Origin of the sequence: Clostridium phoceensis, from assembly GCF_001244495.1 — a bacterium.
GTDB lineage: Bacteria > Bacillota > Clostridia > Oscillospirales > Oscillospiraceae > Lawsonibacter > Lawsonibacter asaccharolyticus.
The window spans coordinates 1,236,497-1,259,787 of sequence record NZ_LN866274.1; the positions used below are offsets into that span (position 1 = coordinate 1,236,497).

22 protein-coding genes and 1 pseudogene are annotated in these 23,291 nt (G+C 64.5%); 9 read left to right on the plus strand and 14 right to left on the minus strand.

Annotated features, from left to right (window positions below; genetic code table 11):
* Positions 1 to 55: 55 nt before the first annotated feature.
* Together spoIIID and BN1969_RS06795 are read right to left on the minus strand one after the other, a co-directional pair.
* Positions 56 to 304 carry a sporulation transcriptional regulator SpoIIID gene (spoIIID, locus tag BN1969_RS06790; protein WP_050623613.1) on the minus strand — a complete coding sequence of 83 codons (249 nt, stop codon included), beginning with the start codon at positions 302 to 304 and terminating at the stop codon, positions 56 to 58.
* Between the two features lie 124 nt (positions 305 to 428).
* Entirely contained in the window at positions 429 to 1,607 is a 1,179-nt protein-coding gene (locus BN1969_RS06795; RefSeq protein WP_050623614.1) for a M20 metallopeptidase family protein, read from the minus strand.
* Between the two features lie 259 nt (positions 1,608 to 1,866).
* Here BN1969_RS06795 and BN1969_RS06800 point away from each other — a divergent pair, with 259 nt between their 5' ends.
* Positions 1,867 to 3,303: a GH25 family lysozyme gene (locus BN1969_RS06800; RefSeq protein ID WP_050623615.1), complete on the plus strand. Its 1,437-nt coding sequence runs from the start codon at positions 1,867 to 1,869 to the stop codon at positions 3,301 to 3,303.
* Positions 3,304 to 3,352: 49 nt separating this feature from the next.
* Here BN1969_RS06800 and BN1969_RS06805 read toward each other — a convergent pair whose 3' ends face one another.
* Positions 3,353 to 4,288 carry a biotin--[acetyl-CoA-carboxylase] ligase gene (locus BN1969_RS06805; protein WP_050623616.1) on the minus strand — a complete coding sequence of 312 codons (936 nt, stop codon included), beginning with the start codon at positions 4,286 to 4,288 and terminating at the stop codon, positions 3,353 to 3,355.
* Positions 4,289 to 4,435: 147 nt separating this feature from the next.
* On the opposite strand from BN1969_RS06805, the gene yabP reads away from it, so the two are divergent.
* The 8 genes and pseudogenes from yabP to BN1969_RS06840 all read left to right on the plus strand — a co-directional run bounded on the left by yabP (position 4,436) and on the right by BN1969_RS06840 (position 9,653).
* The gene (yabP, locus tag BN1969_RS06810; RefSeq protein WP_050623617.1) at positions 4,436 to 4,723 is read left to right on the plus strand and encodes a sporulation protein YabP; all 288 of its coding nucleotides are present in this window, start codon (positions 4,436 to 4,438) and stop codon (positions 4,721 to 4,723) included.
* A 1-nt stretch (position 4,724) separates the two neighbouring features.
* Positions 4,725 to 4,982, plus strand: a pseudogene (gene yabQ, locus BN1969_RS19060) (spore cortex biosynthesis protein YabQ); the annotation flags it as partial.
* Positions 4,983 to 5,217: 235 nt separating this feature from the next.
* Complete coding sequence (locus BN1969_RS06815) at positions 5,218 to 5,493, plus strand: FtsB family cell division protein (RefSeq protein ID WP_050623618.1); 276 nt, start codon at positions 5,218 to 5,220, stop codon at positions 5,491 to 5,493.
* A gap of 55 nt (positions 5,494 to 5,548) precedes the next feature.
* Positions 5,549 to 5,992, plus strand: coding sequence for a S1 RNA-binding domain-containing protein (locus tag BN1969_RS06820; protein ID WP_050623619.1), 444 nt, complete (start codon positions 5,549 to 5,551; stop codon positions 5,990 to 5,992).
* A 203-nt stretch (positions 5,993 to 6,195) separates the two neighbouring features.
* A complete protein-coding gene (locus BN1969_RS06825; RefSeq protein ID WP_050623620.1) occupies positions 6,196 to 7,356 on the plus strand; it encodes an amidohydrolase in 1,161 nt (386 codons plus the stop codon).
* Between the two features lie 139 nt (positions 7,357 to 7,495).
* On the plus strand, positions 7,496 to 8,041 hold the full coding sequence (gene hpf, locus BN1969_RS06830) for a ribosome hibernation-promoting factor, HPF/YfiA family (protein ID WP_050623621.1): 546 nt from the start codon (positions 7,496 to 7,498) through the stop codon (positions 8,039 to 8,041).
* 110 nt (positions 8,042 to 8,151) lie between these two features.
* Positions 8,152 to 9,102 carry a dipeptidase gene (locus BN1969_RS06835; protein ID WP_050623622.1) on the plus strand — a complete coding sequence of 317 codons (951 nt, stop codon included), beginning with the start codon at positions 8,152 to 8,154 and terminating at the stop codon, positions 9,100 to 9,102.
* An 83-nt stretch (positions 9,103 to 9,185) separates the two neighbouring features.
* The gene (locus tag BN1969_RS06840) at positions 9,186 to 9,653 is read left to right on the plus strand and encodes an AlbA family DNA-binding domain-containing protein (RefSeq protein WP_187120334.1); all 468 of its coding nucleotides are present in this window, start codon (positions 9,186 to 9,188) and stop codon (positions 9,651 to 9,653) included.
* 63 nt (positions 9,654 to 9,716) lie between these two features.
* Here the strand turns inward: BN1969_RS06840 and BN1969_RS06845 are convergent, their stop codons facing one another.
* From BN1969_RS06845 to BN1969_RS06905, 11 genes are all read right to left on the minus strand, one after another.
* Positions 9,717 to 10,259, minus strand: a complete 543-nt coding sequence (locus BN1969_RS06845) for a stage V sporulation T C-terminal domain-containing protein (protein ID WP_050623623.1) — start codon at positions 10,257 to 10,259, stop codon at positions 9,717 to 9,719.
* A 251-nt stretch (positions 10,260 to 10,510) separates the two neighbouring features.
* Positions 10,511 to 11,452: an AEC family transporter gene (locus BN1969_RS06850; RefSeq protein ID WP_050623624.1), complete on the minus strand. Its 942-nt coding sequence runs from the start codon at positions 11,450 to 11,452 to the stop codon at positions 10,511 to 10,513.
* A gap of 188 nt (positions 11,453 to 11,640) precedes the next feature.
* On the minus strand, positions 11,641 to 13,359 hold the full coding sequence (locus BN1969_RS06855; RefSeq protein ID WP_050623625.1) for a hypothetical protein: 1,719 nt from the start codon (positions 13,357 to 13,359) through the stop codon (positions 11,641 to 11,643).
* A gap of 32 nt (positions 13,360 to 13,391) precedes the next feature.
* The gene (locus tag BN1969_RS06860; protein ID WP_147577021.1) at positions 13,392 to 14,939 is read right to left on the minus strand and encodes a hypothetical protein; all 1,548 of its coding nucleotides are present in this window, start codon (positions 14,937 to 14,939) and stop codon (positions 13,392 to 13,394) included.
* Positions 14,940 to 15,387: 448 nt separating this feature from the next.
* On the minus strand, positions 15,388 to 17,511 hold the full coding sequence (locus BN1969_RS06870) for a hypothetical protein (RefSeq protein WP_050623628.1): 2,124 nt from the start codon (positions 17,509 to 17,511) through the stop codon (positions 15,388 to 15,390).
* A 266-nt stretch (positions 17,512 to 17,777) separates the two neighbouring features.
* Positions 17,778 to 18,953: a hypothetical protein gene (locus BN1969_RS06880; RefSeq protein ID WP_050623630.1), complete on the minus strand. Its 1,176-nt coding sequence runs from the start codon at positions 18,951 to 18,953 to the stop codon at positions 17,778 to 17,780.
* A gap of 44 nt (positions 18,954 to 18,997) precedes the next feature.
* Entirely contained in the window at positions 18,998 to 20,740 is a 1,743-nt protein-coding gene (locus BN1969_RS06885; protein WP_050623631.1) for a hypothetical protein, read from the minus strand.
* Entirely contained in the window at positions 20,737 to 21,648 is a 912-nt protein-coding gene (locus BN1969_RS06890) for a M56 family metallopeptidase (protein ID WP_050623632.1), read from the minus strand. The genes BN1969_RS06885 and BN1969_RS06890 overlap by 4 nt, the downstream gene beginning before the upstream one ends.
* Positions 21,645 to 22,016: a BlaI/MecI/CopY family transcriptional regulator gene (locus tag BN1969_RS06895; RefSeq protein WP_050623633.1), complete on the minus strand. Its 372-nt coding sequence runs from the start codon at positions 22,014 to 22,016 to the stop codon at positions 21,645 to 21,647. The genes BN1969_RS06890 and BN1969_RS06895 overlap by 4 nt, the downstream gene beginning before the upstream one ends.
* A gap of 189 nt (positions 22,017 to 22,205) precedes the next feature.
* Positions 22,206 to 22,868, minus strand: coding sequence for an HD domain-containing protein (locus BN1969_RS06900; RefSeq protein WP_050623634.1), 663 nt, complete (start codon positions 22,866 to 22,868; stop codon positions 22,206 to 22,208).
* Positions 22,865 to 23,200, minus strand: coding sequence for an MGMT family protein (locus BN1969_RS06905; protein WP_050623635.1), 336 nt, complete (start codon positions 23,198 to 23,200; stop codon positions 22,865 to 22,867). Before BN1969_RS06905 ends, BN1969_RS06900 begins: the two co-directional genes overlap by 4 nt.
* Positions 23,201 to 23,291 lie beyond the last annotated feature (91 nt).

A 23,291-nucleotide genomic window follows, 5' to 3' on the forward strand; every position in this document is an offset into this window, starting at 1 on the left:
CCCCGCCGCCTGTTCCGGAAGCCGGACGCCAGGAGGAAAGCGCCCCTCCCCCGGCTCAGGCTCCTTTGTATTTCCGTCGGGTGGCGATGCCGCCCCGGATATGCCGTTCCGCTTTGTTCTCCTCCAGCACGCCCTTGACCTGGAGATAGAGAGGCTGGTTGAAGGCGGGAAGGCGCTCGGACAGGTCCTTGTGGACCGTGGACTTGCTGATCCCGAACTTCTGTGCCGCCGCGCGGACCGTGGTCCGGTTCTCTATGATGTAAAGGGCCAGCTGACAGGCCCGTTCCTCGATATTCCCTTTCACACAGCAACAACTCCCCCGGATTTTGCATCTGCTGTACATGTATATGCGGGGGAGAGGATTTTATGAGGCCGGAAATGCCTCGACTGGAAGAATTTCCCGATGAAGGCCCAGTCGTGGAGAGGATTCAGCCGTTGAGAAAGGTCTGAGCAAGGGAGACGTAGAGGGCGGCCCCTTTCCAAAGCACTGACTCGTCCACGTCGAACCGGGGACTATGGTGGGGGCGGTCCGTCCCCTTGGCGGGGTCGGAGGAACTGAGAAAGAGAAAAGCCCCGGGGACCTGCTCCAGATAGAAGGCGAAATCCTCACCTCCCATGTTGGGGGCTGGGATGCGGGTGACGACGTGCTCCGGGCCCACGACTTCGGCGGCGGCCCCGGCGGCCAGCTCCGCCATAGTGGGATCGTTGAGGACAGGGGGAGCGCCCCAGGTGATGGTGCAGTCCGCACTGGCGCCGAATACGGCAGCCGCTGCCTGGGCCACCTCACCGATGCGCCGGGCGGCGTACTGCCGCAGACCGTCCTCCAGAGTGCGGATGGTCCCCTCCAGCACTACCTCGTCCGGGATGATGTTATACTGGTCGCCCCCCTGGATCCTGCCGATGGTCAGGACCAGGGAGCGAGCGGCGCTGATCTCCCGGGTGGTGATGGCCTGGAGGGACAGAACGATGTGGGCGGCCGCATTGACGGGGTCTACCCCTTTTTCCGGGGTGGAGCCATGGCAGCCGCGCCCCCGGACCCGGATGGTGAACTTGTCAAAGGCCGCCATGCAGCAGCCGGAGGGGGCAATCACGGTGCCGCTGGGGATGTCGGCCCCCAGCAGGGTGCCGATATGGAAGCCGAAGATGGCGTCCACTCCGTCCAGCGCCCCCTGCTCCAGCATGACTTTGGCTCCCTCACACTGCTCCTCGGCCGGCTGGAAGAGGAGGCGGACGGTGCCCCGGAGCTCCTTCCTGTGTTTCTGCAGGACTTGGGCGGCCCCCATGAGCATGGCGGCGTGGGCATCATGCCCGCAGGCGTGCATCACGCCGGGGCGGCGGGAGGAAAAAGGAAGTCCGGTCTCCTCTTGGATGGGCAGGGCGTCCATGTCTGCCCGCAGGGCCACCGTTCGACCAGGCAGGCCGCCCTGGATGGAGGCAATCAGGCCGCTGTCCCGGGGAGAGCGGACGAAGGGGATACCCAGGCGGTCCAGATGGGCGGAGAGACAGGCGGCGGTCTCGGGCAGCTGTGCCCCCACCTCCGGGATCTGGTGCAGCTCCCGGCGCAGGGCAGTGATCTCATCTTGCAGGGCTTGACAATCCTTCCACATGTTAGACGGGCTCCTTCCAGGTGTGAAGATCTAAAATTTCCGGCAGGACTGCCTGCCGGCACATGTCCCTATTATAAGCGGCGCCGGGCAGGACCGCAAGGGGGACGGTGCCCAGGGAGATCAGCAGGAAAAAAATTCTCTTCTTCGAAGGTGGGATATGGTTGCAATGGGTCGAAAAATGCGGTATTATGTCAACATATCACGGGCCCGCGGCGCCGGGCAGGAAAGGATGATCCCATTGCAGCAGAAGAGAAGAAACATGAGGGGACCGGCTCTGCTGGCGGCTCTGTCCATGGTGCTGACAGCGGTGCCCGCGGCCCTGGCGGTCGAGACAGCGGCCGGGACCCCGCCCGCAGTCACGGAGGCCCCCTATTCGGATGTGCCGGCGGAGGCGTGGTACGCCCCCTTCGCGGCGGACCTGAAACAGGACGGGGCGGTGAGCGGCTATGAGGACGGCACCTTCCGGCCGGACAACGCCGTTACGGTGGGGGAGGCCCTGGTGATGGTGCTGGCGGCGGCAGGCTTTGACCGCCGGGAGGCCACCGGGGAGCACTGGAGCAGCGGCAATGCGGACTTTGCCCTGGAGAAGGGCTTTGTCACCCGGGAGCAGGTGACCGATCTGGACAGTGCGGTAAGCCGGCTGACGGTGGCCCAGATGGCGGCCAAAGCCCTGAACTTGAGGCCCTCCCGGAACGAGACGCCCTTCGGAGACGTGGACGATGGCTATGTCACCGTGCTCTATGAAAAGATACAGCTCTCCGGGGAGCTGGAGGAGGATGGCACGCTGTCTTACCATCCGGAGGACAGCATCACCCGCTCCGAGCTGGTCGCCATCATCTGGCGGATGAAGAACACCGATGTCCACGCGGGGCAGATCGCCTATGAGGGGTACAGCCAGACCTTCTACCTGGATGTGCTGGAGACAGTCCCCGCCTTCTCCTACATCCCCCAGCTGTTCCGCATGGAGGGAGACTACCTCACCTATGATGATGGGACGGTTCAGGGGCACCTTGGGGTGGATGTGTCCCAGTTCCAGGGGGAGATCGACTGGGAGCAGGCGGCCGATGCCGGTGTGGAGTTCGCTATCGTCCGGGTGGGCGGCCGGGGCTACACCGAGGGCAAGCTCTATGAGGATACATACTTTGACCGGAACGTCCAGGGCGCGCTGGATGCCGGGCTGGCGGTGGGGGCCTACTTCTTCTCCCAGGCCATTACCGTGGAGGAGGCGCTGGAGGAGGCGCGGTTCGTCCTGGAGCGGGTCCGAGACTATGACTTGACCATGCCGGTGGTCTTTGACTGGGAGATGGTCAGCGACAGCAGCGCCCGCACCAACGCCATCGACAGCGACACCATGAATGAGGTGGCACTGGCTTTCTGCGGCGCCATCCAGGAGGCGGGCTATGAGTCTATGATCTACTTCAACTCCTATCAGGGGTATGTGAAGTACGACCTGAGCAAGCTGCTGGATCACAGCTTCTGGTTCGCCCAGTACCAGGCGCAGCCCAGTTTCTACTATGACTTCCAGATGTGGCAGTACAGCTCCAAGGGGAGTGTGCCGGGTATCCAGGGCGAGGTGGACATGAACCTCTATTTCGGAGCCCTGGAGGGCGGAGAGCGCCCCAAACTGCCCAACGGCCAGGAGGCCCCGCTGGACCCGGGCATCAACCCGGAGACCGGCCGGCCCTACGGATATTGAGAGAAAGCGAGCGGTCCGCCCTACGGGGCGGACCGCTTGACTGATTTTGTTACACATATCCGTACATCCCGCGGACGGACACCTCTCCCGCGGAGAGGGCCTCCCGGCGGCCGTCATCGTACTCCACCACCAGACGGAACTCGTCGTCGATGGACAGAGCGGTGGCCTCGGTGCGGGAGGCGGGGGTGATGAGCTGTACCCGATTGCCCGGCGTGAGGCAGTCGGCCCGGTACCGGGCCAGATAGTCCGCCTTGCCCTGGGGAAAGGCGGAGTACATCCGGTCCAGAGCCCGGATGATCTGGACCGCCAGCTCGGAGCGGCGCACCGGGCGGCCCAGGACATTGAAGAGGGAGGCTGCGATGGGCCGCACGTCGGGGCTGAAGTCCTCGGGGCGCTGGTTGACATTCACGCCAATGCCGGTGACCAGATACTGGAGGGCGTTGATCTCGTTCTCCAGCCCCATCTCGGTGAGAATACCGCACAGCTTTTTCCCTTCCAGCACGATGTCGTTGGTCCACTTGATCCTGGGGCGGACGCCGCAGGCGGCCTGGATGCCATCGCATACAGCCACTGCCACCCAGGCGGTGAAGTCCACCACCTCTATGGGGGGGAGCTGGGGGCGGAGAAGGGCGGTCAGATACAGCCCGCAGCCCCGGGGGGACTGGAAGGAGCGGCCCAGCCGGCCCCGGCCGCCGGTCCGCTCCCCCGCCAGCCCCACCCGGCCCTCCGGCGCGCCCGCCACAGCCCGGCCCATGGNGCCGGCCAGGTGGCCGGACAGCTCCCCCTCCCGCACCCGGTCGGGGGCGGACTCCAGGCGGTAGCCCCGGTTGGGGGCGGAGGTGATCTCATATCCCTCCTGGCGGAGAGCCTCGATGGCCTTCCACACGGCGGCGCGGCTGACGCCCAGTGTACGGCTCATGGCCGCCCCGGACAGATATTCCCCCGGGTGCGCCAGCAGCAGGGACAGAACGGTTTCTCGGCTCAAGGCAGGGCCCTCCTTTAAATCGGCAATCAGAACTTGTGGTCTTTATTATACCCGTGGGGGCTGGGTGGTGTCAACTGAGGCTGGCAGACAGGCATAACCCCAGGTCCTGTCCCATATAAATGGGAAAAACGAGAAAGGGTGAACGCAATGGCGTATGAAGAGAACATGCCCAGGATGGAGGGGGCACACCATGTCATTCTGGAGGGGCGGGAACAGCTGTCCGTCTCCGGCGTGGAGGAGGTGGAGAGCTTCGATGAAAACACCATCATCATGACCACAGTGAAGGGGACCCTGGTGGTCCGGGGGGAGGATCTGCACATCGAGAAGCTCTCTCTGGACGGGGGAGACCTGCGGGTGGAGGGCGTGGTCGATTCCCTATCCTATGAGGACGACAGCCGGGAGCGGGGCGGATTCTTCGCCCGTCTGCTGCGCTGACATGACCATTTCGGTGGCGCAGCAGGCCGCCGCCCTGGCCCAGGCGGCGGCGTTGGGGCTGGCGGTGGGGCTGCTGTATGACCTGTTCCGTGTCCTCCGGGTCCGGGTGGCCCTGCCCCTGCTGGGGGCGGTGCTGGATCTGTCCTTCTGGATCATTGTGACAGTGGCGCTGTTCGTCTGGTCTCAGCAGGCATGGCGGGGGGAGATCCGGCTGTACGGGATCTTCTTTCTCTTTGGGGGCGGGGTGCTCTATTTCTGGCTCATCAGTACCTGGATGCTGAAAATCGGCTATTTTTTGGCAGATGCGGCGGCCCTGGTGTGGCGCATCCTTACCCTCCCCCTGGCGGCGGCGGGAAAATTGCAGAAAAAAACTAAAAAATTTGCAAAAAATAGCTTTCATTTTGCGCAGGAATGGTTTAGAATAAATCAGATAACTGAGGAACTGGATGCCGCCGCCCGGAGACGGGAGCGGCGGGAGACGGGAGGGAGTGCGCATGCGGTTCAAGCGAGCCGGTCTTTTGACCAAGGTCGTGGTGATGGTCCTGCTGATCTACATGGCCACGGCCCTGCTGGATCTCCATGGGCAGATCCAGACCATCCAAGTGGAGCGGGAGGAGCTGAATCAGCAGGTGGCCGCCCAGCAGCTGGAAAACCAGCAGCTGGCCAACGCCATCGAAAACAGCGACGATCCTGACATGCTGGAGTCGGTCGCCCGGGACAAGGGCTATGTGAAGTCGGGGGAGACCCTCTACATCGACGTGGCCAACTGACCACCCAGGAAACGGCCTCAGGGGGAAATTTACAAGGAGGATATATCAGTCGCTTATGGAGTTTGGTGTTGGGTCCATTGTGGATGGGAAGGTTACGGGAATCACAAAATTCGGTGCCTTTGTGGCCCTGCCGGAAGGGAGATCCGGCTTGGTCCACATCTCTGAGATCGCTTATTCCTATGTGAACGAGGTGTCGGATCACCTCAAGGAGGGGCAGGAAGTCAAAGTAAAAGTCATCGGCATCGATCAGAACAACCGGATCAATTTGTCCATCAAGAAGGTGACAGAGCCCCCTCCCCGCCCGGCCGGCGGCGGACAGGGCGGACGGCCCCGTTCCGGGGGAGGGCGGCCTGGCGGCTTCGCGCCCCGGCCTGCCGCGCCCAAGGAGCCCACTGACTTTGAGGACCGGCTGAAGCAGTTTATGCAGTCCTCTGACAGTAAGCTGTCTGAGCTGCGCTACATAGAAAAAAAGGGAAACTCCCGCCGCTCCCGCCGGTGAGAGGCACCGGGACCGCGCAGCTGCCTGCGCGGTCCTTTTTTATCCCGGCATACAAAAACGCCCCCGGATGGATCTCCATCCAAGGGCGCTCAGCAAATGCAGGAACAGATTCGCAGAGAAAACCAGTTTGGTTGAGCTGCCTGACAAATATACCATATAATTACAAATATGTCAACTAAAGAATTGCCGGAAAGGAGCAATATATGCTGATCATTCACGGAACGGTGCACACCATGGACGGACCGGCCATCGACAACGGGTTTGTAGCCATACGGGAGGGAAAGATCTGGAAGGTGGGACCGATGGAGGAGTGCCCCGCCGACTGGAAGGGGGAGACGCTGGATGCCCGGGGGGGGCACATCCTGCCTGGCTTCGTGGACGCCCACTGCCACCTGGGGATGTTCGGGGACGCCATGGGCTTTGAGGGGGACGACGGCAACGAGGCCACCGACCCCTGCACCCCCCACCTGCGGGCCATCGACGGAGTGAACCCTATGGACCGCTGCTTCCGGGACGCGCGGCTGGCGGGAGTGACCACGGTCCTGACCGGTCCGGGCAGCGCCAACCCCATCAGCGGCCAGTTCGTAGCCATGAAGACCGCCGGCCGCTGGCTGGACGACATGGTCATCAAGGCCCCGGCGGCCATGAAGCTGGCGCTGGGAGAGAACCCCAAGCTCACCTACCACGAGCGGCATGAGGGACCCATCACCCGGATGGCCACCGCTGCCGTTATCCGGGAGAATCTGGCCAAGGCAGTGGAGTACCGGGACAAGCTGGAGCGGGCGGCTGCCGACCCAGACGAGGAGAAGCCGGAGTTTGACGCAAAGCTGGAGGCCCTGCTCCCTGTGGTCCGCCGAGAACTGCCTGTCCATATCCACGCCCACCGGGCGGACGATATCGCCACTGGCATCCGCATCTGCAAGGAGTTCGGGCTGGAGTATGTCATCGTCCACGGTACGGAAGGCCACCTCATCGCCAACGAGCTGGCCCGGGAGGGGGCCCGGGTCATCACCGGCCCCTGCCTGGGGGACCGTTCCAAACCGGAGCTGGCTAACATGAGCCTGGAGACCCCGGTGCTGCTGGCGATGGCGGGGGTGAAGATCGCTATCTGCACCGACCACCCGGAGACCCCGGTCCAGTACCTGCCCCTGTGTGCCGCCATGGCAGTGAAGGGCGGCCTGCCGGCGGATGCGGCCCTGGCGGCCATCACCATCTGGGCGGCGGAGATCGGCGGAGTGGCTCACCGGGTGGGCTCCCTGACGCCGGGGAAGGACGGTGACGTGGTGGTGATGAGCGGCCATCCCCTCAACTGGCTCAGCCGGGTCTCCGCCGTGGTGGTGGACGGCCGGCGGGTGACGGAATGATGTTCTGTTAGAAGAGGGAAACTCTTGAGAAAAATTCACAAAAAAGTCTAGAATTTTTTGACGCCTGTGGTATAATTGACTCATCGGAGGCCAGATCTCCGATGAAGTTGGCCCTCCGGGGCGAAAGGAGCGGAATGTTATGAAGTTTGTGTTTACGGACAAAAAGGTGAACCTGCCCGCCGTGATTCATCGGTACGCGGAGAAAAAGGTGGGGAAGCTGGACCGTTTCTTTAAAGAGGACGCCACCGCAGCTGTCACATTCAGCATCGAGAGGGACCGGAACAGAGTGGAGGTCACCATCCGGTCTGGCGGTACCATCTTCCGCGCGTCGGAGAGCACCTCCGACATGCACGCATCCATCGACGCCGCTGTGGCCACGCTGGAGCGCCAGATCCGCAAAAATAAGACCCGGCTGGAGAAGCGGCTGCGCCAGGGGGCTTTTGAGCGCAGCGTGGATGAGGAGATCTCCACTTTTGTGCCCGACGGGCCGGAGGAGGGGGAGTACAACCTGGTCCGCAGCAAGCGCTTTCCCATCAAGCCCATGACCCGGGACGAGGCCATCCTTCAGATGAATCTGCTGGGCCACAGCTTCTTCGCTTTCCGGGACGAGGATGCGGACGGTGCTTTCGCGGTGGTCTACTGCCGCAATGACGGAGATTACGGCCTGATCGAAGACGAGGCCTGACCCAGCTTGAATAGAGCGGAAAGGGCCGGACGGACAGAAGTCCGCCCGGCCCTTCTTCCGTGATCCAAAACGGGAGGGGAGTTTCCCTCCGGACAGAATGGAGTGGCTTTATGAATCCCAAAGCGCTGATCGATCTGCACTGTGACACGCTGACAGACTGCCGGCCCACCCCTGCGGGGAATCCGGACACGCTGGACGACCCGGAACGGGTGCTGTCCCTGTCCGCCATGCCGGAGGATGTGCACTGGGCTCAGTTTTATGCGGTCTTTATTCCCGATGAGTATCGAGGACAGGCGGCCATCGACTATTTTGAGCAGAACCGGGAGAACTTTTTTCGCCAGATGAAGAAGTTTTCTCAGCGGGCAGCCCCCTGCCGCACCTATGCGGACATGAAGCGGGCATGGGCCGGAAATCAGACAGCGGCCTTTCTCACCATCGAGAACGGATCGGCGCTGGCCGGAGACCTGAGCCGCGTCCAGGTGCTGGCAGACCAGGGGGTGCGGGCGGTGACGCTGGTGTGGAACGGCGAGAATGAGATCGGCTCGGGCCACACCACGGACCACGGGCTGTCCGCCTTCGGAAAAGCGGTGATCCCAGAGCTGGAGCGATGCGGCATCCTGGTGGACGTGTCTCACCTCAACGACCCGGGCTTCTATGATCTGCTGGAGGTGGCCCAAAAGCCCTTTCTGGCCACCCATTCCAACGCCAGGGCGGTGTGCGGCCACAAACGCAACCTCACAGACGAGATGATTCGGGAGATGGTGGACCGGGACTGTCTGATCGGCCTGAACTACTTTGTGAAATTCCTGCGGGACGAGGGCAGGGTGGAGAGCTTGGATGACCTGTACCGCCATGTGTCCCACTTCCTGGAGCTGGGGGCGGCCAAAAACCTGGCCCTGGGCTCCGACTTTGACGGGGCCGACTTGCCGGACTACCTGAACAGCCCGGCCAAGGCGGCGGGGATCTATGAGTATCTGCTGTCCCGGGGTATCGGCCAGGAACTGGCCGACGGGATCATGTTCGGCAACGCCAGCCGCTTTTTCCAGACCCATTTGACGTAACAAGACGCCCCCTCCCTCCACGGAGGGGGCGGACTTCTTCTGTAGGGCGTGAGTGCCGACACGCTAGAGAAAGGAGCGAAGTGATGGAAGGGCTGGATGATCTGGAATTTTTGTCAGAGTACCGGGAGGACAACCGTATCGAGGCCAAGCGGGCCCAGGGCGGCCTGCCCCACAGCCTCTGGGAGACCTACTCCGCTTTCGCTAACACCCTGGGCGGGGTGATCCTGCTGGGGGTGGCGGAGGCGAAGGACGGCTCCCTGTATTCGGTGCCACTCCTGGACCCGGAGGAGCTGGTGGAGGAGTTCTGGTCCATCGTGCAGGACCCCAAGCTGGTCAGCGCCAACGTGCTCCGGACGGAAGACGTGCGGCTGATGCGGAGCGGGCGGAACACGGTGGTGGCCATCTTTGTGCCCAGGGCAGATTTCCGCCAGCGGCCGGTGTATCTGGGCTCCGACCCCTATCGGGGCACCTACTACCGCTGTGGGGAAGGGGACCGCCGCAGCCCCCGGCACGAGGTGGAGGCCATGCTCCAAGACCGGGGAAACGACTGAGCGTAGGGAGAATAGCGAGGACGCAGGGGGGAGCCCTGCGTCCTCGCTGTATCCAGGAGCTGATCAGCTCTCCATGTGTTTTCCCAGGAAGGCGGCCGCCGCCTGGGCCAGCTTGTAGTCGATCTCGTCGGGAGACTGGCTCTCCCCGTCCTCCGCAAAGATGACGCAGCCCAGCACATCGCCCTCGGACAGGATGGGGGCGGCAGTGCCCACATGGAACGCGGTCCCGTCGGCGCAGAGGGGAATGGTCTCGGCTCCCGGCTTGTGCTGATAGATCTGACGGCCCTCCATCAGCCGCTCCAGCTCAGGGGAGATCTGCTTGTCTTGGATCTCACGCCTGGGGGCGCCGGTGACGGCCACGCAGTTGTCCCGATCGGTGATGACTGCGATCTTGCCGGCGGTGCGGCCGATGGTCTCACACAGCTGGCCGGCGAACTCGGACACGCCCCCCATGAGGGAATACTTTTTGAAGATGACCCCGCCGTCCCGGTCCGTGTAGATTTCCAGCGGGTCACCTTCCCGAATACGCATCGTGCGGCGGATCTCCTTGGGGATGACCACCCGGCCCAAGTCATCGATGCGCCGTACGATTCCAGTGGCTTTCATATATCAAATTCCTCCTGCGGTTGCATTTTGTAGACAGAGAGTAGTATCCGCAAAATCTGGTTGCCTATGCAAAAATTTGCGGAAGGACTTTGCGGGCAGAGTCGGAAGATCCGGCGCGAGAGCGCCTTGCGGCAGGAGGCTTTTTTGCTTTGATATGAGAGGCACCCGAAGGGCCTCCGCCTTGACGGAGGCTCTCCATGGAGAAAAAAGTGCTGCCGTCCCCCTGGGACGGCAGCACGGGAACAGCAGGGTCACAGGAGGAACATGGCCACTAGGGGCAGGGTTATCATGCAGAACAGACTGGTCAGGAACACGATCTTGGCGGCAAGGCCCCGGTTGCCGTTGTAGGTCTCCGCCAGAATGGTAGTGACCGAGGGGGCGGGCATGGCCATGGTGATGAGGACGATGGAGGCGATCAGCGGGTTAGACAGGGGGAGCAGGGACATCACCGCCCAGGTGAGCAGGGGGACAACGATGAGCCGCATACCGGTGGCGGTGTAGGCATCTTTGTCCCGGAACAGCTCAGTCCCCTTGCCGGAGGCCAGGGTCATGCCAGTGACGAACATGGACAGGGGCGTGGTCACGTTGGACAGATGGGTGACGGGGGTCATCAGGGCCTCCGGCAGGGGGATCTGCCCCACATAGAAGATGAGGCTGAGGATAAGGGCGATGTTGATGTTGCTCAGCAGGGTGCGGACCAAATTGACAGGCTGGGCGTCGGTGCCGCAGTCAGCGCACACCATCCGCACACCCAGGGTATAGACCAGTAGGTTGAAGGGTACGCCGAACATGACGGCCAGGGCCAGGCCCTCCTCGCCAAACAGGGCCAGGGCCACGGGGAAGCCCATAAAGCCGTTGTTGCAGAAGGTGGCACCGAAGGACCAGATGCCCCGCCGGCCCGCCGGCACCTTCAGCACCTTGGAGATGCCCCAGGACAGGGCGGCGTACAGGGGGAAGAGGACCAGTCCGATGACGATGATGATGACCCCGTCCACCAGGAAGGCGGAGTCAAACTCCCGGGTGGCCAGGGAGGAGAAGATGGTGCAGGGCAGGGTGACCTTCAGCAAAAGGCTGGACATGGGGGCGGAGGCGGAGGGGGGGACAATCTTTGTCTTTACGGAGACCCATCCCACGCCCATGAGAAGAAACAGGCCGATCAAGCTGGAAAATACCATTCCGATGTCTAGCTGCATAGGAACCCCTCCCGGGCCGGCCGATGGCCGGCGTTCTTTCTGTAAGCCTAGTTTATCAAAGAAGAGGAGGGCTGTCCAGAGATACCGGGGCCGGGAGCGTGAAGATTTTTCCTGGATCTATGAAAAACAGACATGCCAGTACTCAGTGGGTCCTGAAATCCACCGCGATGCGGCTGACCAGGCCGTCTTCAAAGAAAAAGAGAATGGCCGGCTTGAGGTGCCCCTCCTGGGAGCTGTACCAGACGCCCGGAAACTCCTGGCCGTTGAAGGGGGGGTCCTGGAGCGTGGGGTAGGCGTTCTCCACCTCCGCGCGGGTGGAGCCCACTCGGATGCCCCGGGCAAAAGGCCGGGTCAGTGGTCTCCAGATACCAGACTGAGCGGCGGTCATACTCCGGCTGGCAGTAGGTGACGGAGGTAAAGCCCTCCCAGCTCAGCTGCTCGAGCTGGAGGCTGTCGCTGGAGTCGCTGCCCCGCCAGCTCTTCAGGACGGTGTGGACGGGGTGGTCCTCCTCCCCGTAAAAGGAGATCTCGCTGGACCAGAGGCCGGCGGGCATGAGGAAGTCGTCCCGCCAGAGGGCGGCGTACACGTCGGACAGCACGCCCTCCCAGGAATCCGTCAGGGCGGCGGTGAGGAGATGGCCGCCCGGCACCGACATGACGGTGCGCACCCCAAGAAAGTTCTCCGACTGGTCCAGATCAAAAAAGAGGTAGTCCTCCAAATCGTGCGGATCGGTCAGACGGTCCCCGCTGCCGTACAGCAGATAGCGGATGCGGTAGATCCCGCACAGGGTCTCATAGGTGGGGTAGAGGGCGGCGGGCTGGATGTCCTGGATCACCAGGTCGCCGGCCTGGGGGGAGAGCCCCTCCCCCAGGAACCAGGCCCGACCTGAGACCGGCCGGAAGCGGTCTGAGGCGAAGTAGTCCAGCACCATCTGCTCCGCCTCCTCCGTGAGCGCCGGGGGGCGGGGCGTGCCTGGGGAGACGGGGAGGGCGGGGGAGGTGAAGCCGCCCTCCGGCTTCTCGTCCGCGAAGTGCCATTGCCGCCACAGGGGCGGGTCCAGGTCCAGGCACTCCTCCGCCGGGACCAGAGGGGGCAGGCGGTGGAGGTCGTACGGATTATAGCGGGTGAAGGTCCCAGCGGACCAGATATAGAGGTGCTCCGCCCCGCTGACGGCGTCCGCCGCGCTGTCCTCCCGGTCGTCGGAGCGGGCGGTGAGGTAGAAGAGGGGCTGGCCGTCCCCGCCCATGCGGAAGCCCTCCAGGTCCGGGTCCTGGATGCAGAGGTCGGCCCCGGGGACCTCCTGGGCCAGCTCCGGGTCGTACTGCTCCGCCAGGGCCAGATACAGCCCCTCCTCCGTCACCCCGGCCAGTGCCAGGGCGTCCTCCAGGGACACCTGCCGCCGCTCCTCCTTGTCGTACACCAGGGAGAGGACATGGCCCGTGTTCAGATCGCTGACAAAGTAGGTCTGAAAGAAGAGCAGGTTCAGATACCGGTCGGTCTCCGCGGGGTAGAGCAGGCAACAGTTGTCATACCCATCCGTACCGGATGGAAGGGGGCCCTCCAGGAGCGAGAGGTAGCTGTCCCGCAGGCCGGACAGGGCCCGGTTGATGGAGGTCAGCCCCTCGTCGGCTTTCTGGCCGTCCGGCAGGACCAGAGTGGGGATCTCCAGGTAGTTGCTGTTGGTGTCGTAGTGCTGGACCTCCATCACCACCAGGGGGGCGGCGGGCTGGCTCCGGTAGGAGACCAGCCAGCCGCAGGAGAGGATGAGCAGGGCGGCAAGAAAGAGGAGGGGGAGAGGCGGACGCTTTTTCTCACACTGAAACAGGTTACGGATGCGAGCCTCCGCCTGCCGGGCGGAGCCGGAGAGGGGCGTGGAGAAGGGGGTGGAGGGTGGGGGCTGTTTCATGGTCTCATCTCCTTTCGGTATGCGGAGGGGGCTCAGAGTAGCCGGGTCAAGACGATGCGGCTGACATGCTCCCCTTCAAAAAAGAACAGAAGAGCCAGCCCCTGATCGTTGTCCATGTCCTCACAGTACCACATGCAGTCCATCTCATTCAGGGAGGGGTTCCTGGTGCTCTCGGACTTCAGAGCTGGATAGGAGGCCAGGACCTGCTGGCGGCTGTCTCCCACCCGGATGCCTCGGAGGGTGTACACATCGGTCCGGGTGGTCTCCACTCCCCGGAGGGTCTCGGAGCCGTCGGAGGCCAGGTGGTAATAGTCGGCGGAAAAGCCGTCCCAGCTGTATCGGACCCACATGTCCCCCTCGTTCTGGACCAGCCCCTCACCAGGCAGCTCCTCCCGGACGCCGGCCTGGGAGAAAAACAGAGCTGTATCCTGGAGCCCGGGCCCAGCGGGGGTGGGCCATCCGTCCCGGAACAGGGCTATCTCCGGATCGTACAGATCCCGGAAGGGCTTGCGGGCGACCTCGTCCAGAGACATGGCGGCAGGATCGGAGATGGCCTCCCCCGCCACGGACAGAAAGACTCCGTCCCCGGCGCTTCGGCTGAGGACGAGGGTGAAGGGCGCCTCCTGAGGGACCCAGCTGCCGGCACGGAACTGCATGGACTCCATGGTATAGACCGAGCCCACAGTGTTGTCCGCCAGGGCGGCGGAGCCGAGATAGTCCACCCGAGTCAGGAGTAGATCCCCCTCCTGGGGAGGAGAAAGCTGGTCCCAGCCGGAAAAGAAGATCTGGTACGCCCCCAGACGGGCAGACAGATACTGACGGACCAGGGCATAAAATTCTCCGCTGTTCAGGCCGGAGGGTACGGTGTCCTCCTCCGGCAGAGCCTGCATGGCGGCCTCTACCTCCGAATAAGAGCCCATGGACCAGCCCTGGACGACAGAGATGCATCCCTCTTCGGGGCTGTACCGGATGCGGGCAGCCAAGTAGAGGTTACTGTCTGCGTCTGCCCGGGCCAGCAGGTCGTAGGAGGCCTCCGCCATGTCGTTCCGCCCTGGATAGGACCCGTCCGTCGGGGCGAGGGAGAGGATCTGCCAGGAGGCGGAGGCATTGTGGACGTTCCAGGGGTTACGCCCGCTGCGGGTGAAATCCTCCAGCCACACCCGGGTCTGGTAATAGATGCCGATGTTCAGCTGGTCCTCAGGGGCCGTATAGAACTGCTCATTGTGATCGGGGAGCCACTGGGGGCCGTCTCCGTCAATGACGGCGTAGTCCGTCCGGGCAAACACGTCCACGCCGCCTGGAGCAAGGAGCGCCAGAGCGTTCTCCCAGTAGGAGTCATAGGCCGCCCGGGCGGCGGAGCCCTCCTCCCGGACGTCTCCCTCCACCGGCCAGACCCAGGTGAACTGAGTGCCGTCGAAAGCGAGAAGACCGGATTCTCCCTGAGAGAGCCACTGGGAAAGGCTGTTGGCGGTGTACAGGAGATAGGAGGTCCCGTCCTGCTGGAAGGGAACGGCATGGGGCTGGCATCCCTGGCCCTGCACCAGAAAGACAGGGCCGACAGCCCCGTTGGACTCCTGCACCACGCCGATGGCCAGTATATAGTGGGAGGACCCGTCGGAGAGAGACAGCGGCCAAGGTGCACCCGTTTCCCGGGAGCGTGGCCAGGACCTGGCTGACTGGAGGAGAGGTGAGATCCAGGGCGGAGAGCCCCTGGTCCAGAACGGCCTGTATCAGCCGGGCACTAGGGGCATTATGCTCCCCTGTCTGGACGCAGTCCCCTTCCAGCGGCGGAGCCTCCTGGCTCTGGCAGGCCACCAGCCCGCCGCAGGACAGGATGAGGAGCAGGACCAGGACCATCAGCCAGACTGGCGGTCGCCGCTTGGGGCCCTGGAACAGGTTGCGGATGCGCGCCTCCGCCTGCCGGGCGGAGCCGGAGAGGGGCGTGGAGAAGGGGGTGGAGGGACACTGGGATCTGGCCATAAAAGCACGTCCTTTCAGTGAGGATGGAGCAGGGGGAGGGGCGGGAAGTCAGGAGAAGGAGAAGAAGCCGTACCCCGCCCGCAGATCGCACAGGGCGTACCCGGAGAGGGCGGCGCCCGGATCAAACAGCCCGTAATAGCCGCCGCTCCAGGAGCGGCAGCGGGGAGAAATCTCCTCCGCCGGAGTGCCGGGGAGGCAGAGGCGAAACTCGTTTCCACCATCCAGCCCATAGGGGGCGGCGGCCACATAGCGGATGCCGCCCTCCGTCCACTCCGTCCCCTCCGGGCGGCCGGTGGTCACCTCCAGGTCCGTGAGGGTGAGGGACCAGGTGCGGCTGTCTAGGGGGGTCAGCATGGAGAAGGCCCCCTGGAACTGGCACAGATAGGTGATATCCATATCGCGGTCGTGGAACTTCCCGGAGAAGGTGCCGTCAGGGAACAGGGTCAGGTCGGTGCTCCAAGCCCCAGCCCCGCTGGAAAAGGTGAAATGGACGCCCTCCTCTGGGATGGGGAGCATGCTCTCCTCCGGAGAAAGAGCCCCCCGGGATACCACGCCGGTGAGCAGGGGGACGCCGTACCTGGAGAAAGTGTACCGACGGCGGATGTCCGGATAGTTGGAGACATGCTCCGTCTCCACCACGCCGCCTGTGTCCTCCAGCTCCAGGGGGGCAAAAAACAGGCCGGAAAACACCAGCTGCCCCATCGCCTCGTTCCAGAGGAAGTGGGCATAGTTCACGTTGTGGGGAAGACCGCAGTTGACCAGCAGGCCCAGGTCCACGGAGCCGTCCCCGTTCAGGTCCCGCAGGTCGGGAGCGCCAGGGACCTTGTCCGCATCCGGGAGGCGGTACAGGCCTTCATAGAGGTGGAGCCCGTCCTCCAAGACGGAGCCGGCGGTGATGGACTGGAGCAGAACAGGGCCGTCCCACACCTTCACCTGACGGATGAGCACCGTGCTCTCCATGCCGTCGATGGGAGACTCGTCAAACTCCAAGGTGAGAGTGCGGCCATCCGAGAGGGGGAGGGGGCAGCGGGGAGGTTCCCCGTCCAGCCCCAGCTCTTGTGGCGTGCCTATTGTCCACTCTACGGCCTGAGGTACTTCCCCGGTCCCGTGTCGGAGGCGCAGGCGGGCAGTGAGGCACAACTCCGGGTCCGAGTCTGCCTGGGCTGTCAACAGATAGTCAGCTTCCTCGGAGGCGGCAGGGGAGGACAGCAGGTAGCGGCCATCGGCGGGGGTGAGGGCACGGATCTGCCAGGCGGCGGGGAGGCCCTCCGTCTGCCAGGGATTGCAGCCCTCCTGAGCGAGCCCCTCCAGCCAGACCCGGGCCTGCTCATACACCCCGTCGGGCAGGTCCAGCTCCGGGGAAGACCAGAAGGAGTCGGAGTGGTGATAGATCCAATGGGCGGGAGAGCCCCCGTAGGGGCTGGAGGCCGTTTCCCGGGAGAACAGCTCCACACCGGAGGGGGACAGCAGGGGCAGATAGGTCTGCCAGAATTCCTCATATTCCTGAGCGGCTCGGGAGCCCTCCTCCAGGATGTCCCCCTCCGCCGGCCACGCCCAGGTGAGCTGGCTGTCCTCCAGGCACACTACCCCGGCGGAGCCGGAGCGGCTGCCCTGATCCAGGGTGTTGAAGGTGTAGAGCAGGCGGAGCTGACCGCTGCCGTACTCCCGGAACGGGAAGATATGGGCGGCCCCCTCCGGTCCGGAGACCACATAGGCCGGGCCCCGTAGGGTGCTGGTCGCCTGTTCCACTGCCCCGATGACCAGCCAGGAGGCGGAGTCTTTCTGGAAGAGAGCGGCGGCCAGGGTGGTCCCGTCCTGGCTGTGGGCACAGAGAAGCTGGGGGATGGATTCTCCGTCCTCTGCCGTACCCATCTGGGGAGCGGCGGCCCCGTACAGGGCGTCTACCAGGAGGAGGTCCTCACTGGAGAGAGGCTGGGAGGTGGCGGAGGCAGAGAGGGCGCTGATCTCCGCCTTTTCCGGCGGAACCTTTTGGTCCTGGCAGGCCACCAGCCCGCCGCAGGACAGGATGAGGAGCAGGGCCAGGACCATCAGCCAGACTGGCGGTCGCCGCTTGGGGCCCTGGAACAGGTTGCGGATGCGCGCCTCCGCCTGCCGGGCGGAGCCGGAGAGGGGCGTGGAGAAGGGGGTGGAGGGACACTGGGATCTGGCCATAAAAGCACGTCCTTTCAGTGAGGATGGAGCAGGGGGAGGGGCGGGAAGTCAGGAGAAGGAGAAGAAGCCGTACCCCGCCCGCAGATCGCACAGGGCGTACCCGGAGAGGGCGGCGCCCGGATCAAACAGCCNCCAGACTGGCGGTCGCCGCTTGGGGCCCTGGAACAGGTTGCGGATGCGCGCCTCCGCCTGCCGGGCGGAGCCGGAGAGCGGGGTGGAGAAAGGGGTGCGAGGGGAGGTTCGGTCCATGGCGGTATCTCCTTTTTCTAAGCGAGGGGCTGAAAGTGGGAATAGATCCACTGGCTGGGGAAGGGTACCCCGCTGTAATCCGGGTTATGAAACTGGAACTCATACTGAGGATTAAAGGAGTAGAGATCCAGTCCTCCCTCCCTCGGGACGGCCTTGTAATCCTCGTCATAGTAGTCCCAGCTGGCCAGCTCCTCCAGGGTGCTGCCGTCAAAGCGGTAGTGGGCGGCATTGCTGGGGCCCTCCCACCCGCTATGTGCGGAGGTATTGGCACACAGGATGTGGAGGGAGCCGTCCTCCGCCGTCCAGGAGGACCAGAGCCCGTTGTCGCCCCCCAAAAGGTGGACCTGGCCCCGCCACTGCTGTGGCTCCAGATCCCAGAGCCCAACCATCAGATTGCCCATTCCGGCGGAGTGAGTGCCCCCTTCCACCAGGGCCAGTCCCAGGACGCAGCCATCCCCCTCCCGGGACAGGAGCAGCTGGGAGGACATGTACGGGGCGTCATAGGGGAAGTTATGATGTTCCCTCATGAGCAGATAGGCCAGATCTGGGACAGGCTGGGGGGTGAGGGTGAAAGCGCCGTCCTCCCAGGCGAGCAGATGCCAGCGGTCTGCCTGCCCGTCGGGGTCCTTCAGAAGCACCCGCAGGACCTGCATAGAGCCGTCAGGGAGACGGGTCACCTGAGACTGGGTGGTGAACTGCCCCGGGGCCAGGGAGGCAGGGTCGTCCTCCGCCAGCCGTCCCTGTTCCGTCAGACGGCCGTTTTCCACCTCCAGAATGATGTACTGGGCCGCATCATGGTCAGAGTGGGAGAGGGCCGCCTGGAGCAGGAGGGCCTGGTGATCTTTGGTGCTCAGATAGGCAGACGTGAGGACCTGCCGGGAGAAGGCAAGATCCGGGTGGTCATAGGTCCAGGAGAGCTCTTCCCCGGTGCCCAGCCGCACCTCCACGGTGGTGGAGGCGTCCCCCCGGATGAAAACGGCGGCCCTGTCGTCGATGCTCCCCACGCCATCCAGATTCAGCCGATGGAGGGAGAAGACCAGGCGTGGGGCCTCTCCCTTGACTGGAGCAGAGGGCGTCTCCCCCCGACAGGACGCAAGCGCTCCGCAGGCGAGAAGGAGGGACAGGACCAGGGAAGCCGTCCGCCGGGCAGAGCCGGAACGGGAAGAGGGGAGCGGTTCAGGCAGAGCGCGCATGGCAGATACCTCTTTTCTAATTTTTTAATGTCGAAGGCGGGGCCTCAGAAAAGACCATCCGACTGGGAGGGGACCAGGACCAGTTCGCCCCGGCTGTTGTAGGCGAGGGCGTGGTAGACGGGTTCAGGCCCATCGGTCCACCAGCCCTCCACCAGCTGCCCGGTCTCGGGCAGGACCTCCAGCCGGCCCCCCAGGGTGGTCAGATAGCGGAAGGAGCCAGAGGCTTCGTCCCAGACGAACCAGCAGTGGGCCTCGTTGTGGGTGGTGTCACAGAGAACTCCAAAGTCCTCACTGCCGTCAAAATCGATGTCCCGTACATCCACATAGTCCAGCAGGGGGGAGAAGGCCACGAACCCCTGAAAGGCGGCCCGGCTGTCGGGGGTGAAGGAGTCTGGGGTGATGGTCTGGAGAAGAGTGCCGCCGTCCAGGACCTGGATCTGGTCATAGCGGAGCTGAGATAAGTCGTCCGGCGCGGGGATGGGGCAGCGGAGCGCCAGGGTCAGCGTGCGGCCCGGTCCAACGGTGACGGTCTCAGTGTCCGTCAGATAGCCGTCTCGGGTCAAGTCCCACCCCGCCTGTGTCCAGGACAGGGTGGCCCACTCCGGCTGGTGCCATTTGTCGTACAGGATGGGTACCCGCAGGACCTGAAGGCCGTCCGGCCTGGTATGGAGGTAGGCGGACCAGATCACCGGGCAGTCCGGGGCGAGGTCGTCTGCGTTGTCCTCCCAGGTGCCCAGCCGGACCTGCTCTGTCAGCGCCCCCTCCTCCACGGCCAGCACGAAACAGCTGGCTGCGCCGTAATTGGAGTAGCGGTCCTCAAGGACCAGGACGACGGACTGCCGCCCCGAGGGGGTAAAGGAGGCGGGCAGCAGCCTGGGATGGCCGGTGGAGGGGAGTTCCCAAGTCAGCACCTCTCCGGTGCCCAGGGCGGCCTCCACCACAGTGAGGGGACCGGAGGCGCTGTCGTCATCATAGGAGAAGGCCGTGACAGAATCGTCTGCTCCCCCTGTCCCGTCCAGGTCCAGCCCCTCCCGGAACACCGCATAGGTCCCAAATGGAAGAGTATCACTGAGAGGGATAAGATCTTCTCCCTGCTGGCCGGAGGAGGCCAGCAGGATATTCCCGCCGCAGGCGGCCTCCAGCAGCTGAGACAGGGGGAGGGTGAGGAGGATCTGGGACGGGTCGGCGGCGGAGCGGATGGAGACCATCTCGTCCTGAGGGTGGAAGGTCAAGGCGACCAGCTCCCAGGGGGTGCCCTCCAGGCCCAGCAGCTCAGCCGCCGCCTGGCGCAGATTCTGGGAGCGGACGGAGCCGTCCGGCCACCTCCGCCAGACCAACAGCCAGCCGCCGTCGGGGTCATGGGCCAGCAGATCCGGGTGGCCGTCCCCGTCCAGATCCAGGTGGTACATCAGGCCGGAGGTGTCCGCCAAGGAGAAAGAGATCCCGTCGGGCAGACGGATCTGGTATTCGTACCAGTCTGAAAGGTCCTCCCGCACCGTGTGGATGGCGGTGCCGGAGAAGCCCAGAAGATCGGAGAAGGGGACCGACTCCTCGCCCGGGGTGGTAAGGGAGAATACGGGGGCGCCCTCCTCCGGGGGCGGGGAGGCTGCGGTCCGGCAGGTGACCAGTCCGCCGCAGGAGAAAATGAGGAGCAGGGTCAGGGCCATCAGCCAGACCGGCGGCCGCCGTTTGGGGCCCTGGAACAGGTTGCGGATACGCGCCTCCGCCTGCCGGGCGGAGCCGGAGAGGGGGGTAGAGAGGGGCGTGTAAGGACATGGGCGGGTCAAGACTGGTCCTCCTCCTTTCTGTTTTGGACGGCGCTGACGGCCTGAAGGATGGAACGGCCGTAGGCAGAACGCTGGTCCCCGGGCAGCGCGTGCAGGGTGCTGTCGTCACAGGCCAGCTCTGTGTCCTGCTCCACCGCCCGGGCCATGAGCCACATCAGCGGATTGAACCAGTGCAGGGCCTTTACCCAGAGCACCAGGGCCTTCAGGGGGATGTCTCGGCGGCGGAAGTGGGTCAGCTCGTGGCGCAGGGCGCACTCCAGAGGGGCGCTCTGGGGGAGGGGCTCCGGCAGAAGGATCACAGGGCGGAGCAGACCGGCCAGCATGGGGGCGGGCAGAGAGGGGCAGAGGACCAGCCTGGGCAGACGGCGCAGGCCCATCTGGTCCCCCAGCGCCCGGTACCGCGCCAGCAGGGAAGTCTCCTCAGCCTCCCGGCCCCAGCGGCGGAGCCAGCGGCAGAACCTGAGGTGACAGCCCACATTCCACAGGAGGACCCCCGCCGCGCCCAGCAGCCACAGGATCAGGAGGAGCTGGGCGAGGGAGAGGGAAAATCCTCCTGATTCCGCCGGGGCCTCCGGCTGGACGGCATTCTGGACCGGCTCAGACCGGGAGGGCGCGGCCTGGGACTGGGCTGGGCGGCTGGAGGCCGCCGGGGGCTGGGAGACAGGCGGCGAATAGGTGAAGACCACCGGGTTGGAGGGGACGGTCAGCTGGACTGGTGCCTCGGCCGGCCCCAGATGGGGGAGCAGGGGGAAGGGGACAGCCAGCCGCAGGGAGAGGAGCAGCCAGGCAGTACAGCGCCACCGGGCGGCGTAGCGGCCCCGGGTGAGACGGGCAGCCAGCAGCAGGAGCAGGACCACTGCCCCGCCGCCCAGGGAGAGGGCGGCCAGATCAAGGAGAAATCGGTTCATTTGGCGCCCCTTTCCAGCTCATCCAGCAGGGCCCTGAGCTCGTCCACCTCGCCGGGGGCCAGCCCGTCCCGGGCCAGGGCAGCCACGAAGTTTCGGGGGGAACTGCCGTACAGGCGGGAGAGGACGGAGCGGCTGTCAAAGGAGAGGTAGTCCTCTCGGCTGACCAGGGGGGTGTACCGGTTGCTCCTGCCCAGGCGGCGGGCGGATAGAAACCCTTTGTCCGCCAGCCGGGTGAGATAGGTGTTGATGGTGTTGGCGGCCCAGCCGTGGGGGGCCAGAGCGCGCTCCAGGGCGGCGCGGGGGGTGTCGGGGCCGGAGTCCCAAAGGGCCTTCATGACCTCCAGCTCAGTGTCGGGGAGTCGTTTCACAGCTATCGCTCCAATCTACTACTTTTGTAGTTTGTAATAATATACTACATTTGAAGTAAATAAAGGTCAAGTTACAGTGTGGTTACAGAGCGGCCGGGGCAGGGCTCTGGCAGAACAAAGCAGGCCGCCTGCCAAAAGGCAGACGGCCTGAAAATAGGGAAAAGCGGTGCCGCGGAGGGGAGCGGGGCACTAAAGCAGGATCTGTCCGTTGATCTCCAGCCGGAATTTGAGGTCCAGGGTCTCGGCAGCTTTCCGGCTGAGGAGCATCCGCTGGAGAAAGATCTCAAAATAGTCCATGACGGCGCACACCTCCGTGTTGATGGAGAGGGAGAGAGTCACGGTCCGTCCCGGCAGGTCCAGCAGCACCTCGGAGCGCTCCACGGAGTAGTTCACCCGGTCGTGGATGTCAAAGGTGGACATGTCCTTGTTCCGCACCCGGCTGCGGCGCACATCGGTCTTGTCGGCCAGGATCAGGGCGGCGGCGATGGCGTTCACCGGGTAGGCGGTGGAGTCGTCGTGGTGGCCGATGGCAGTGATGACGGCGGCCACGTCGGGGGGCTCCATCCCCATCTTGTCCAGGATGCGGAAGGCCATGGTGGCCCCGCTGAGGGCGTGGTCGTGGCGGTTGACCACGTTGCCGATGTCGTGCATGTAGGCGGCGATCCTGGCCAGCTCCACCTCTTTCGGGGTGTAGCCCAGCTGGGTCAGGATGCGGGCGGCCACCTCGGCGCACTTGGTCACGTGGGCGAAGGAGTGCTCCGTAAAGCCCAGCGCCGTGAGCGAGGCGTCCGCCTGGGTGATGTAGGTGCGGATCTCCGGAGAACTCCTCACCATCTCAAAGGTAACATTCATAGGGTGCTCCTTTCTTCTCCGCCGTCCCACAGGCAGCGGGACAGGTCCACCCTGCCATCGGGCAGGAAGGGGACGCCCTCTCCTTCCAGCAGCAGGCGCTGGATGCCCGTTCCGCCGAACACGTCCGCGGGGCTGAGGCCCCCATCCCGGTACAGGACTCGATGACAGGGCAGGCCCTCCGGTGCCCGGGCCAGGGCGCAGCCCACGATGCGGCTGGCCCTGGGCCGGCCGGCCAGAAAGGCCACCAGACCATAGGTGGCCACCTGTCCTGCCGGAATGCGGGCCACCACAGCGTAGACCGCCGTAAAAAAATCAGGACGCCCGGGAGTCACAGGGCACAGCGGCGGGGGCGCCCCGCTTGGGCGGGACGGGCCCCTCTATGGGCCGGGCAGAAAAACAGATAAAACACAGACACCAACACTC